Source organism: Haladaptatus halobius (assembly GCF_020618475.1).
GTDB classification, from domain to species: Archaea; Halobacteriota; Halobacteria; order Halobacteriales; family Haladaptataceae; genus Haladaptatus; species Haladaptatus halobius.
The window spans coordinates 1,069,596-1,081,670 of sequence record NZ_CP085336.1 but is presented as its reverse complement, the minus strand read 5'-3'; the positions used below and the strand labels follow the sequence as shown (position 1 = coordinate 1,081,670).

Genomic DNA, 12,075 nt, shown 5'->3' with positions numbered 1-12,075 from the left:
ACATTTCCACGTGCAGAGTACATGCCGAACGCCGATTCGAAAACCGAATTTGTGTCGTTGCTCGACCGGGCAAGTGTACGAGTGACGCCGTCGTGGGAACCCTCACAGCCGACGATACGAATCGAATGAGGAAGAGGGATTACCACGAGATTCAGCGAGCCGTCTCGTTACCCACCCCGAAGGCTCGTGCTGAGCAGATTGAGCGAGCTGCTGAATACCGACGCGTCGCCCGAGAACCGACGGGTGGACCCCGTGTTCAGCGAGAGGTCGCGGCCGAAGACGAACGTCGTAATCTGGCCCTGCCCCCCGCCACCGCCGCCCAGCAGGTAGCGGACGATGTACGCGTTGTAGTCGTCCGGCTGGCTGATCTCGGGGACGTTGCCGCCACCAGGTCGCGCGAGGAGTCGCACGGTCGTCGACTGTTCCAGCGATTGGATGACGCGGAACTGCACGTTCGGGTGGTAGTCGTACGTGTATACCAGCACGTTCTGGCCCTGCGCCGACGCACTGCCCGCACTTCCGAGCCCGAGCGCGAGCGCACCCGTCGCGAGCGCGCCCTTCTTCATGAACGACCGCCGTTCTTCTGATTCAACGTCTTCCGTGTCTCGTTGGTCTCGTTCTGTCATTGTTACTCCCACTTTCTACCCATGCCGAACTCCGCGATTAAGGCCGCAGATGGTTCACGTTTTCACGAAAATCCTACCGAAGCTTCGAGAGCGGTAATTGGTGGTACTATCGCGGTATCGGCGGTTACATCAGTGGAATTCGCTTCCTAGAGGGATGCTCGTTGTCCCGCCCGCACCGAAATCTACCAGCCAAGGTGTAGTACGAGCGAAACTGTGCTGAATAGAGACCGTGAACCCAACGACGCGACCCCAAAATTACGTCTCTTCCGACAGAACGGAGTACGTCACGTGGCCGTCGACGGGAGAGCAGAGCGGATACGTATCGAGCTCGTGACCCGGGTTTGCCACTGTCGGGGGAGCGATAATCATCCGCCGATTGCCAGAAAACGAGCATCCACCACCGACGTTGCTCGTTCGAAAGAAGATCGACGCGTCGATTCGGTTTTGCGTCTGACACCGTGCGCCCGTGTGACCGTCAGTCGGCGGAGTAGCCCGGCGACTGTGCTTCGATGACGGTCGATATATCCTCCATCTCCTCGCCGACCGTCGAAACGACGTCGTCCAACGTCGCGATTCCCTGTAGCTTCCCGCCGCCGTCCACGACCGGAACGCGCCGCACGTTCCCGTCTGCCATCGTCTTCGGTAACTCGACGGCTTCCGCGTCCGCTTCGATGGTCAGCGGGTCTTCAGTCATGAGGTCGCTCGCCGTCAGCGACGAGACGTCCGAACCGTCCCCGACCGCAAGGGCGATGTCCCGGTCGGTCACGATGCCGACTGGTTTCTCGTCTTCGACGATGACGACGTCCCCGACTCCCTCATTTTTCATCGTGCCGGCCAGTTCTTCGACCGCGGTATCTTTGCTCGCCGTGACTGCGTCGACAGCCAAGGTACCTACGGGCATGGTTCGGTCGAATATGGACGCTGGATATCAATCAATGGTTTGGCCGTCCGACGACGGAAAAGTACCGGAGAAACGGACGGCCGAGGCGAGTTTTTTGGCCTCGCCCTCCCTCTAACGCATCATGTACTCCGTCTCGCGCTATCTGAGCATCGATGCCGTCGAATCGCCGACCGTTACCGTCGACGGCGACCTCGTCTTCCTCATCAACACGACGGGCACGCCGCAGGTCTGGACGCTCGACTCGCCGAACGCGTGGCCCGACCGACTCACCACCCACGACGAACGGATCTCGTTCGTCTCGGCGTCCCCGACCCGCCCGGAAGTCGTCTTCGGCATGGACGAAGGGGGTGACGAGCGTGACCAACTCTACCGGTACGACCTGACCGACGGAACCAAAACCCGACTCACGGACGTTCCGGAGGCGATACATCTCTGGGGCGGCTGGAGTCCCGACGGCGACCGAGTCGCGTTCGCCGCGAACCGCGACGACCCCGGAACGTTCGACGTGTACGTGCAGGGTCGGGACGAAACCGACGCGACGCTCGTCCACGAAGGCGACGGCGGCTTTCTCAGCGTCGAAGCGTGGGGTGAGCCAGGTATCGTCCTCTCGAAGGCAAACGCCAGCTTCGACCAGAACCTCTCCTTCTTCGACCCCGAGACGGGCGACCATCGCAAGCTCACCGACGACGCGGAAGCGAGCTACGCGGACGTTCAATTCGGCCCCGGCGGTGACCTCTACTGCGCGACGAACCGCGGCATCGACACCTCCTACGTCGGTCGAATCGACCTCAACGACGGCACCCACACGGTCGTCGAGGAGGGCGGCGAGTGGAACGCCGAGCAACTCGCCCTTCACCGCGAGACGGGACGCGTCGTCTGGAGTCGGAACGTGGACGGCTACTCCGAACTGTCCGCCGGGCGACTCACGGGCGACGGTGACGCCATCGAATCACTCCCCGACCCGGAAATACCCGAGGGAGTCGTCTCCGAAGTCGCGTTCGCTCCCGACGGAGAACGGTGTACCCTCTCGCTGAGCCGGAGCGATAACCCGAAAAGTGCCTACGTCTTCGACCCCGAGACGGGCGCGGCGGAGCGGTGGACCGATTCGGGGACGCTCGGCATCCCGCGCGACACCTTCAGCGAACCGGAGATCGTTCGATACGATTCGTTCGACGGCCGGGCGATTCCGGCCTCCTGGACGCTTCCGCCGGACGCGTCACCAGGCGAAACCCCCGTCATCGTGGATATCCACGGCGGTCCCGAGCACCAGCGCAGACCGTGGTTCTACCCGATGAAGCAGTACTACCTCCGGCGCGGCTACGCCGTCTTCGAGCCGAACGTCCGCGGCTCGTCCGGATACGGCAAGGCGTATACCCGTTTGGACGACGTGGAAAAGCGGATGGATTCGGTGCGAGATATCGCGGCGGCGGTTGGATGGCTCCACGAGCGAGAGGCCGTCGATTCAGACCGAGTCGTCGCCTACGGTCGCTCCTACGGCGGTTTCATGGTGCTCGCCGCCATCACCGAGTATCCGGAGCTTTGGGCGGCGGCGGTCGATTTCGTCGGCATCGCCAACTTCGTCACGTTCCTCGAAAACACGGGCAATTGGCGTCGTTCGCACCGCGAGCGCGAGTACGGGTCGCTGACAGACGACCGGGCGCTCCTCGAAGTCATCAGCCCCATCCACGACGTCGACCGCATCTCTTGTCCGCTGTTCATCCAGCACGGCGCGAACGACCCGCGGGTTCCGGTCGGGGAGGCGGAACGGATCGCCGAGGAGGTTTGTCAGCAGGGGGTGCCGGTCGAGACGTGCATCTTCGAGGACGAAGGCCACCACACGACCTCGCGGGAGAACCTGATAGCGCAGTTCGAGCGAATCATCTCGTTCATGGACAAGCACGCGTAGCCGACGAACGAAAGCGTCCGAGGGGCCACCGATGTATCAGTTCGGATTCGTACTCTGTTTCGGCGCAACCGAACGAGAATGATACGTGGTGACAATCTTTATACGTATTCGGGACGGAGAATAGGTATGGACGATATTTTTGTCGGCCGGTTGATGACGTCCGACCCGTACACCGTCACACCGGAGACGCTCGTGGAAGACGCGGCACAGGTGATGTTAGACCGCGACATCGGTTCCGTTCTCGTCGTCGACGAGGAAGACGGGTTAGAGGGAATCCTGACAACGACCGATTTCGTCGAAATCGTCGCCGAGAGCCACCCGAAGGCGGAGACGGCGGTATCGGCCTACATGTCAACGGAGGTCGTCACCGCGACGGCGCAGGACTCCATCCGCGACGTTGCGGACGCGATGATAGAACACGGGTTCCACCACATGCCCGTCCTCGACGACGCGGAAGGAGTCGTCGGAATCATCTCGACGACGGATCTCGCGTCCTATCTGTCGCACGTTCAGACGTCGAGTCCGTCGTGATCGAACATCTTGAAAAATTAATCGGTATTATGTGCGGAGCGTTATGCACGCGGTGGAATGTCAACAGGGAGTCACCGTGGCACCGCAGACCCGCTCAAAACGTTCGGAATCAGCCTGGATTCGCTCGCTAGCGTTCGACGGCTCCGCATCCGTTCGTGGACGATCCTCTGGCTCTCGTTCGTGTCCGGACGGGCCGGTAGCACGACACGACGACTGCTCGTCCTACCGGCGGACGTTTACGAGGATGTAGCGGAGGTATTCCACGCAGGTATCGACCAGGAGGTCGAATTAGGTGAGACGAATCGGGCGCAACGGATAGCGTTTCTCGCCACCGCTCTCGGCTTTCTCGGTGTCGCTATTGTCATGTTCGTAGTCGTGTCTCGAAACGACGAGAGACTGTTTCTAGTATTCGTCTTTTCGAGCATGTTCGGCGTGTTCTCCCTGCCGTTTCTCCGGCTCGCTCTTTTCGACTAGTTCCGGGCGCTGGACTACGCAATCGCCTCGATCTCCAAATCGATAGCGCAAATCCGCGACCGTTTCGGAGTCGCCGCGTGACGAGATCCGATTTCACAAACGCTCGACCCTGATACAGCGTTGGGCGGGGCCGGACGAGCGGTCGAAGAGCGTTCCGAACGAGAGGTTTGGGTCGGCCCGGAACGTCGCCAGACAATCGCGGCACAGACCGGCGAACGCGGCCGACGACTCGCGTCGGGATGCGACCGAACGTCCGATGGCCGTGCAGGTCACCCTGACCGCGGCGCGTTCGTCACAGCGTTTGCAGGCTGGGTCGCTCATCGCGTCGCGTGCATCGTCACTAGTGTTCCGAGTGGTCATCGAACTCGTACCGGAGCACGGGTCGTAGTTCCAAGAGTATGACCCGCGTGCGTCGAGGCGTTCGGAACACAAGCGTCGCCTACTCGAACGGGTCGATGTGTCAACCGTGACCGCTCCACGACCGACATCGGCGGTGCGCTCCTCGCAAACCATCGAACGACGGCGAAAAATCCGACCGCCAAGAGCGTCGTCAACCACGGCAGGGGGTACATCCAGTACGTCGGAAACGGACGAACAAACAGCGGTAGGGAGAACGACGCCGCAAACGCGAGCGCTCGCTGCTCCGGCGTTCCCGATTTCCAGCCGACGCCGAATCCGCGGCGAATCGTGACGAGAACGCCGATGGCACCGAGCGAGAGCAGATGCCACAGTCGGAGCGCGGTTCGTCGGTGGAACGCAACCCACGTCTCCGTCCCGTTCCACAGCGACGGCGTCCACTCGACCACGTAGCGTCGCATCGCCCACAGGTTCCGGTCGAGACTCGCCACGAACGCGGCCTCGCCCCAGACGAGGAACGCGCTCGCGTAGCCGACCGCGACGCCGACGAACTGCACCCCCCACCGCAACTTCCACCGCGACCTCCGCTCCGTCGAATCCGCCGAATCCGACACGAAGCGACCGTACAGCACGCCTGGAACGGCGAGAACTCCGTACTGCGACAGCAGTCCCGCCGCCGCGACGGTGAGGCCGCAGGTCGTCACTCGTCGCCGGCGGAGCGCGAGGAGCACCCCGACGAGCGTGAACGACCGTGCGTTTACGGCGTGCCTGTTCACGAGGGGGACGGCCGCGAGAAACAGGAGGGCGCTAGCGAGTCCGACGACGCTCTACCCCGACTCGGCGTGTGTCCGCCAGAGTAGGTACGCGACCGCTCCGTTGGCCAACCCGACCAGAAGTAAGAACACCACCAGATACCGGTTCGTCGCGGCAACTGCGAGGTTGAGGTACTCGAACAGCGGCGGCTTGTTGTCCACGGGAGCGGTGAGGTATGGCGGCGCGCCGGCGAGCACCGCCTCGGCGACCGGTCGCCACATCGTCGTCATGTCCGGGTGCGGACTCGTCTGCGCCGTTAGAATCCTGAGGTACCGGACGAGGGCTTCGGAGCAACCGATGCCGAGTAACGCGAGATCGACCAATCGCCGGTTCGACGCGCGAAGCAGCGGATACTTCCTGGGCGTCTCGAACGGAGCCGCCCACTCGGGAGAGGGCTTTTCGGAGGGCATGATTGTAGCTCAATATGTTATTTCAATTCAGAATACATTAATTCCTATAATTTGGGAAGCTACACGTAGTTATAAGCACCCCGGACGAACGAGACGGGCTTCGATTGCGAGAAGCGACGTGAGAAATGCGAGTTCACTTCTCGCGTCGAACCAGCGCCCGGAGTCCGAAGCCGAGCAGACCACCGAGCGCAGCTATCGCACCGAATCCGGCCTGTCCGTCGGATTCGGTCGTCCGCGTCGAGGTGGTCGAGGTCGTCGGGGTCGACGATTGGGTCGTCGTCCGTGTAGTGGTCGAAGTCGTTCGCGTCGTGGTCGTCGGAGTCGTCGAGGGCGATGTGGTCGTCGTGGTTGGGGTCGTCGTCCGAGTGGGAGGGGCACCCGACCCGTTGCACCCGCCCGACCGAATGACGACCGGCGTATCCATATCGAGCGAGAACCACTGGAACTCGTCCGAGTCGGCGACGAGGACGTTCCACCGCTCGACCTCACCCTCGTAGTGCTCGCCGTACAGTCGCGCCTCGTCGTTGAACGCGGGGTCGATTCGAATTTCGGCGTCGTCGGTCACGCCCCGGAAGGCGCCACCGTCCGAACCGCCGCCGTTACGGGGGTCGGCGGCCCACGTCCAGTCCACCGTCGATTCGTCGCCCGATCGCTCGAACCGGTCGTAGTTGGTGGAGGCGTTGTACTGGTCGTCCATGACCGCCCACCCGCCGTCGGGAGGGAACCCCGAGAAGTCGAGCGTCACCGCCCCACCGCTGTCGCCGCCGCGCTTACTGTGCATAAACACGAGGCTCGTTCCGTTCGGGCCGTCGTAGAGGTAGAAGACGCTGTTTCCGGCCTGCTCGAACGCCTTCGCGGGGCCGTAGGCGCTGTACCGACCGGTCGAGTAGGTGTCCGACGACCGATAGTCGTAGAACTCCTCGACCGGGAGGTTCTCGTTCGACGTGACGACCGCGAGCGGGAGGCACGCGTCACCCTGTTCGAGGACGAACGCCGACCGGCGGATATCGCCCGTCTCGAAGTCGTCACCGGGGTGTTTTTCGTCCGCGAGAACCGACGAGACGCCGGCGATCGATCCGGTGATTCCGGCGGTTGCGAGCAGGTAAGAACGTCGATTCAGTCCGTCTTCGGAGGGGTTCTTCGTCGTCATTAGGTTCGGTAGATGGATGTCCTTGGTTTCGATGGAGGGTTCGTTCGTCCGGTTCACCCGGAGCGTCGAAACGACCGTGACGGTTACGGTCGGCGGTCATTCGGAAAAGACCTTGAGCGGGGTCGGCAGTCGCCGGTACACGCCGGTCACCGCGCGCATCCGCGTCGTCTTCCGCTGGGCGGTGTAGTAGGGTACTGGCTCTGGGCCGAACTTCGATTTGTACCGGCAGAGCCGGGGGAGGTTCGCGCCGAAGAGGTCGTAGCGCGACCGCCCCCGCGATTTTGCCTCCTGCATGATGTGCCAGTCGAGCAGGTCGTTGATGGGAAAGTCCACGTCCGGTTTCGCGCCGCCCTGCCAGCGATAGACGGTGTCGCCTCGTTCGAGCGCGACGATACCGCCGAGGATTTGACTGTCGCGTTCGCAGACGTACGGTCTGACCTGCCCCTCCGGTAGTCGGTGGAACAGTTCAGTCACGAACGCCGGGTCGATTCGGTACTCTTTCCCCTGCGCGTCGTGACGATCTTGAACCTGCTTGATGACCGCCTCGATACCTTCGACGCCGCCCTCCCGAATCGTGTACTCCTCGTCGCAGTTTCGGACGTTGCTCCGGGCGTCGCGGCTGAGCTGCATCAGCAAGTCGTCGGCGGTGAGGTCGAGGATGTACGTGTACGACGGCGACACGTCGAACCCGTTCCACGAGAACGGTCGCAGGTCGGTGTAGCCGTCCACGGTCCGAACGTCGACGTAGTCCGGGTCGAGTTCCTCGTCCACCCAGTCGAGACAGCCGTCGATGAACTCCCGGTGGCGCCGCTCCGCTTTCCGCTGTTTGAGCTTTCGGAAGTTGAGCAGGGCGGGGCCGAGACAGTACACCTCCAGGTGCGGCGGCGGCGAGTAAACCATCTGAAACCGGCCGGTCGTCGTCTCGAACAGCGGGAAGAGACCGACCGGTTCTTCTCCCTTGTAGCCGATCAGCGGTCGCAGTTCCGCGTTCGCGGTTCGCGCGAGGTGCAAAAGCGCCTCGCGCCGATGGAACGGCGTCGCGTGCTCCGAACGCTCCGCGTAGGAGTTCCACTCGTCGAGCGCGTCGTCGTCTGCTTCGCGTATCGTTATCGTCATGGTATCACTCCAGATAGCCGAGGGCCGTCAATCGGTTCGCAATCGATTCGTCGTCCGTCTTCGTTCCGCGTCGCTTCGTCTCGTTTCTCCGCGCCGGGTCTCGCTCCGTCTCGTCGTCCTCCCGGCGCGGTCGTGCGCGCCGCGTCGAGTACGCTCGCTCACCGCTTGCTTCGACGCTGGACAGCACCGAACCGTCCATCTCGATGCTCTTCGGGAGGCCGAACAGCGCGAGCACGGTCGGCGTCACGTCGAAGATGTGTGCGCCTTCGAGCGTCCCGCCGACGCCCTGGCCCGCCGCCGCGACCACGCCGTCGCGCTTGTGGTTCCACGGCTGGCCGGGGGCGGCGAAGGTTTGCCCGGCGAGTTCGGCGGAGAGGAAGTGGTCGAAGTCGGCCGGAACCGTGACGACGTCCACGGCCTTCTCGGCCTCTGGGCCGTCGAAGTACGCCTCGCGCCGGGCGACATCCTCGAAGAGAGGGTCGCCCTCGGGCGTCTCGACGTCCTGCAGGAGTTCGACGAGTTCCGTCCGCAGACTCTCGTACCGCTCGGGCGGGACGACGCCCTCGGGTTCGCGCCCTTCGAGATTGATTCGGACGCCGCACTCGATTCTGGCCCGCACGAACGCCCGCGAAGCGGCGAAATCGACCTGCCTACTGCTCGCCCGGACGACGTGGTCGGGGACGACCCGGGCGGCGAGGTCGCGGAGACCGACCGCCCCCAACAGTTTGCCCGCTCGGTGGGTCGTGAGACCGTGTCGGGCGGCGAGCGCGGTCAACCGCTTCGACAGTCCGGCGGCGTCCGGCGAATCGTCGCCGTCGCGGAGTTGCCCGTCGCGTATCGGAACCCACGACGGCATCCCGTCGCCGCCCTGCGAAACCGCCGCGTAGCCGTGCTCCGCGAGGAACTCGTTGAGGTAGAATCCGTACCCGTCGTACTCGCCGATGCCGTGGTCGCTGACGACGAGGACAGTGTCCGGGTCGCAGTCCGCGAGGATACGCCCGACCTGTTCGTCGACGGCCTCGTACACCGCCTGCACCATCCCCCGCTCGCCAGGGTGTTCGTGGAACACCGTGTCGGTCTGCTGGAACTGGACGAAGCCGAAGTCGGGGTCGAATCGGTCGGCGAGGTAGCGGAAGGCGTCGCCGCGCATCTCAGTGACCGTTCGGTACTCCGAGACGGCTTGGGCGTCGCTGACGCCGTCGGAGTTCGGATACACGCGGTAGTCGCCGAGCGCCTCACACAGTTCGTCGAGGAGCCCCGAGGGGTGACAGCGCGGGGATTCGGGGGCCATGTAACCCGGCACGAGCGCGCCGTCGAACTCGCCCGGCGGGTGCGTCACGGGGACGTTGACGACGACGCTCGAATAGCCGTGCGCCGAGAGGAGTTCCCAGAGGGCGTCCGACCGCACGTGCGTCCCATCGACCACGTCCCATTCGTAGCCGTCGTAGTCGAGGAAGCTGAAGACGCCGTGTTTCCCCGGATTGACCCCGGTGAACAGCGACGGCCACGCGCTCGGCGTCCACGGCGGCACCTGCGACTCCAGCGGCCCGGCGACGCCCTCGTCGACGAGTCGTTCGAGGTTCGGGAGTGCTCCCTCCTCGAACAGCGGTTCGAGCACCGGGAGGCAGGCGCCGTCGAGACCGACCACCAGCGTTCGAAGCCCGTCCCGGTCGCTCACCGGGCGTCACCCCGACTTCCGGTCACGGGCGTCGGCGGTGATCGCGGCGGGCGTCGGCCGTCGGTCTCGCCGTTACCGGATTCGTCTCGGTTGCGGAGGCGCTCCGTAACCGGCATCTCCAGCAGGGTCAACAGCGTGTACAGTTCGACCGTGTTGTCCTCCCCGTCGAGATGGTCGCCGTAACACCGTTTCACGCCGTCCCACTCGAGAAACGGCAGCTTCTCGACGGTAGCGCGATTCTCGGCGAGCGCGTCCGCGACGAAGCCGTGATTCCTGACGAGTTCCGCGTCGTTCGACCACGGGCCGTGCGTGAACCACGGCTCGGGAAGTTCCTCGCCGTCCACGAACTTCCGCCGGAGCGCGTTCAGATGTCTGCCGACGTACTCGACCGGGAACGAGCGGTCGACCGAGACGCCCGACCCGGAATGCGGGACGGCCGCGAGCCGCGGAGAGAGGCGTTCTATCGCCCGGTTGACAACGTTTCGCCGGAGTCGATACCGAACCGGCATCGAGAGGTGGAGATCGACGAGGCGGTTGTCGAGGAACGGGGTTCGATAGGGGCGAAGCTGGCGGAGACCGTTCGTGTAAATGAGTTCCGTGTCGTTCGAGAGCGGGTAGTAGTCGCTACAGACGACGAGTTCCCGGAGCGAGCGGTATCGAACGCCGTGGTGGTCGACGTGGTCACCTTCGTCCGTGACGTTCTCGCGGAGCACTCGGTCGAGTTCGACGCCGTCGAGGTACGACGGCGTCTCGACGGCGAGTCGGTCGACGAACTCGTCCACTGATTCGATCCGGTCTTCGAGGGGGAGGGTCACCGTCCCGAGCGGGCCGAGGGACACCTTCGGGGATGAGAGCGAGTATCCTTTGAACAGCGTGTCGGAGTACAGCCCGGACAGCAGCACGTCCACCGAATTCGTTATCTCGTCGGCGAATCCCGTCGGATACGCCTGCGTGAACCAGCCGTCGAAGTTCGAGAGCGGGGCGTTCCGTTCGAGCGCCCGGGGCCGATAGTCGCGGTCGCGCCGGAGGAAGACGAACTCGTTTCCGGCGGCGGCGGCGACTCGCTTCGCGGTTCTCGCCTCGCGGTTCGGCCAGTCGTTCATGTGGAATCCGACGACCGGTTTGGGCATCGCGGCCATGACGAGCCGCGAGTCGCTCCCGCCGCTCAACAACAGACCGTAGTCGAGGTTGTCGCGCACCCACTCGTCGAGCACTCGGCGGAAGAGGTCGGTGAAGCGGTCGACGAAGAACCGGAACGGCGCGTCGACGGGGGTGTACTCGGGTCGCCAGTAGGAGCGCGTGTCGGTGGACATCGCGTCGAGATCGAGGGTCGTCACCGTTCCAGGCGGGAGCTTCTCCACGCCGGAGAGCGGCGTCGTCACCCCGAACGAACGCTTGAAGGCGAGGTACTCGGCGAGGTAGTCCAAGTCGAACGACGTTTCGACGCCGGGGTGGGACGGGAGCGACTGCACGTCGGTCGAACACAGCAGTGTTCCAGAGGCGGTCGTGTGGAAGAGCGGGTACGAGCCGAGGCGGTCGGTCAGCAGATGGACGTCCCGCGCGTCGCGGTCGTAGACGACGCCGGCGAACTGTCCGTTGAGACCGTCCGCGAAATCGACGCCGTAGGCTTCGTAGAGGTTCGCGCAGTACGTCGGCGCGTCCAACCCCGTCGGGCGGGGCGAGTACGACCCGCCGCGCTCGAAGCCGTACACGTCGCCCTGAATCCAGACCAGCGCGTCGCCGTCGGTCGTTCGCACCGGCTGGTCGTCGGCTAGCACCGGGTGGAACGAGTTCGCCATCGCGACGCGTTCGTCGGAGAAGGTCGCGGTTCGCTCGTCCTCCGACCACGTCGTGCTCGGAAGCGCCTCTAGGCCGTGCCTTCGCTCTCCGAAGGCGCCGAACAGCCCTACCATGTCGCTTCCCCTCCCGATTCGGCACCGCGACCCTTCGCCTCCGTAGTGTCAGCGTAGCGTTCGCTAGTCCGACCGTGCTTCGGCGACGGAACCGACGCCTCTCTCGCGGTAAGACGACGTACCCCGATTCGGTGCGTTTTTCCCTTCATTTGATTTCACGGGAAAGCGAATGGACGTGTCGCGGTATTGTTATAAGCGTC

13 protein-coding genes are annotated in these 12,075 nt (G+C 64.0%); 3 read left to right on the top strand and 10 right to left on the bottom strand.

All coding sequences use genetic code 11. The features are described 5' to 3' along the window. Positions 1-167: 167 nt before the first annotated feature. Together LIW51_RS22375 and LIW51_RS22370 are read right to left on the bottom strand one after the other, a co-directional pair. A complete protein-coding gene (locus LIW51_RS22375; RefSeq protein WP_227377298.1) occupies positions 168-626 on the bottom strand; it encodes a twin-arginine translocation signal domain-containing protein in 459 nt (152 codons plus the stop codon). A 475-nt stretch (positions 627-1,101) separates the two neighbouring features. Then, entirely contained in the window at positions 1,102-1,527 is a 426-nt protein-coding gene (locus LIW51_RS22370) for a CBS domain-containing protein (RefSeq protein ID WP_227377296.1), read from the bottom strand. Between the two features lie 121 nt (positions 1,528-1,648). On the opposite strand from LIW51_RS22370, the gene LIW51_RS22365 reads away from it, so the two are divergent. The 3 genes from LIW51_RS22365 to LIW51_RS22355 all read left to right on the top strand — a co-directional run bounded on the left by LIW51_RS22365 (position 1,649) and on the right by LIW51_RS22355 (position 4,438). Continuing rightward, the gene (locus tag LIW51_RS22365; RefSeq protein WP_227377294.1) at positions 1,649-3,433 is read left to right on the top strand and encodes a S9 family peptidase; all 1,785 of its coding nucleotides are present in this window, start codon (positions 1,649-1,651) and stop codon (positions 3,431-3,433) included. Positions 3,434-3,559: 126 nt separating this feature from the next. Next, a complete protein-coding gene (locus LIW51_RS22360) occupies positions 3,560-3,964 on the top strand; it encodes a CBS domain-containing protein (RefSeq protein WP_227377292.1) in 405 nt (134 codons plus the stop codon). Between the two features lie 57 nt (positions 3,965-4,021). After that, positions 4,022-4,438, top strand: coding sequence for a hypothetical protein (locus tag LIW51_RS22355; protein WP_227377290.1), 417 nt, complete (start codon positions 4,022-4,024; stop codon positions 4,436-4,438). Positions 4,439-4,531: 93 nt separating this feature from the next. On the opposite strand, the gene LIW51_RS22350 is transcribed toward LIW51_RS22355, so the two are convergent. From LIW51_RS22350 to LIW51_RS22315, 8 genes are all read right to left on the bottom strand, one after another. Further along, complete coding sequence (locus tag LIW51_RS22350) at positions 4,532-4,798, bottom strand: hypothetical protein (protein WP_227377288.1); 267 nt, start codon at positions 4,796-4,798, stop codon at positions 4,532-4,534. Then, positions 4,795-5,571: a hypothetical protein gene (locus tag LIW51_RS22345; RefSeq protein ID WP_227377286.1), complete on the bottom strand. Its 777-nt coding sequence runs from the start codon at positions 5,569-5,571 to the stop codon at positions 4,795-4,797. The genes LIW51_RS22350 and LIW51_RS22345 overlap by 4 nt, the downstream gene beginning before the upstream one ends. A gap of 51 nt (positions 5,572-5,622) precedes the next feature. Next, positions 5,623-6,018, bottom strand: coding sequence for a hypothetical protein (locus LIW51_RS22340; RefSeq protein ID WP_227377285.1), 396 nt, complete (start codon positions 6,016-6,018; stop codon positions 5,623-5,625). A gap of 133 nt (positions 6,019-6,151) precedes the next feature. Next, on the bottom strand, positions 6,152-7,225 hold the full coding sequence (locus LIW51_RS22335; protein ID WP_227377284.1) for a hypothetical protein: 1,074 nt from the start codon (positions 7,223-7,225) through the stop codon (positions 6,152-6,154). 39 nt (positions 7,226-7,264) lie between these two features. Then, on the bottom strand, positions 7,265-8,284 hold the full coding sequence (locus LIW51_RS22330) for a lipid II:glycine glycyltransferase FemX (protein WP_227377282.1): 1,020 nt from the start codon (positions 8,282-8,284) through the stop codon (positions 7,265-7,267). A 4-nt stretch (positions 8,285-8,288) separates the two neighbouring features. Next, positions 8,289-9,962 (bottom strand): alkaline phosphatase family protein, encoded by a 1,674-nt coding sequence (locus LIW51_RS22325; protein ID WP_227377280.1) that lies wholly within the window; start codon positions 9,960-9,962, stop codon positions 8,289-8,291. Continuing rightward, a complete protein-coding gene (locus LIW51_RS22320) occupies positions 9,959-11,875 on the bottom strand; it encodes an asparagine synthase-related protein (RefSeq protein ID WP_227377279.1) in 1,917 nt (638 codons plus the stop codon). Before LIW51_RS22320 ends, LIW51_RS22325 begins: the two co-directional genes overlap by 4 nt. Next, positions 11,869-12,024, bottom strand: coding sequence for a hypothetical protein (locus LIW51_RS22315; RefSeq protein WP_227377277.1), 156 nt, complete (start codon positions 12,022-12,024; stop codon positions 11,869-11,871). Before LIW51_RS22315 ends, LIW51_RS22320 begins: the two co-directional genes overlap by 7 nt. Between the last annotated feature and the right edge of the window lie 51 nt (positions 12,025-12,075).

Excerpts from the sequence above, each read along its gene's own strand:
- LIW51_RS22375 (WP_227377298.1), bottom strand. The coding sequence starts at position 626 with ATGACAGAACGAGACCAACGAGACACGGAAGACGTTGAATCAGAAGAA.
- LIW51_RS22370 (WP_227377296.1), bottom strand. The coding sequence starts at position 1,527 with ATGCCCGTAGGTACCTTGGCTGTCGACGCAGTCACGGCGAGCAAAGAT.
- LIW51_RS22365 (WP_227377294.1), top strand. The coding sequence starts at position 1,649 with ATGTACTCCGTCTCGCGCTATCTGAGCATCGATGCCGTCGAATCGCCG.
- LIW51_RS22360 (WP_227377292.1), top strand. The coding sequence starts at position 3,560 with ATGGACGATATTTTTGTCGGCCGGTTGATGACGTCCGACCCGTACACC.
- LIW51_RS22355 (WP_227377290.1), top strand. The coding sequence starts at position 4,022 with ATGTCAACAGGGAGTCACCGTGGCACCGCAGACCCGCTCAAAACGTTC.
- LIW51_RS22350 (WP_227377288.1), bottom strand. The coding sequence starts at position 4,798 with ATGACCACTCGGAACACTAGTGACGATGCACGCGACGCGATGAGCGAC.
- LIW51_RS22340 (WP_227377285.1), bottom strand. The coding sequence starts at position 6,018 with ATGCCCTCCGAAAAGCCCTCTCCCGAGTGGGCGGCTCCGTTCGAGACG.
- LIW51_RS22330 (WP_227377282.1), bottom strand. The coding sequence starts at position 8,284 with ATGACGATAACGATACGCGAAGCAGACGACGACGCGCTCGACGAGTGG.
- LIW51_RS22320 (WP_227377279.1), bottom strand. The coding sequence starts at position 11,875 with ATGGTAGGGCTGTTCGGCGCCTTCGGAGAGCGAAGGCACGGCCTAGAG.
- LIW51_RS22315 (WP_227377277.1), bottom strand. The coding sequence starts at position 12,024 with ATGAAGGGAAAAACGCACCGAATCGGGGTACGTCGTCTTACCGCGAGA.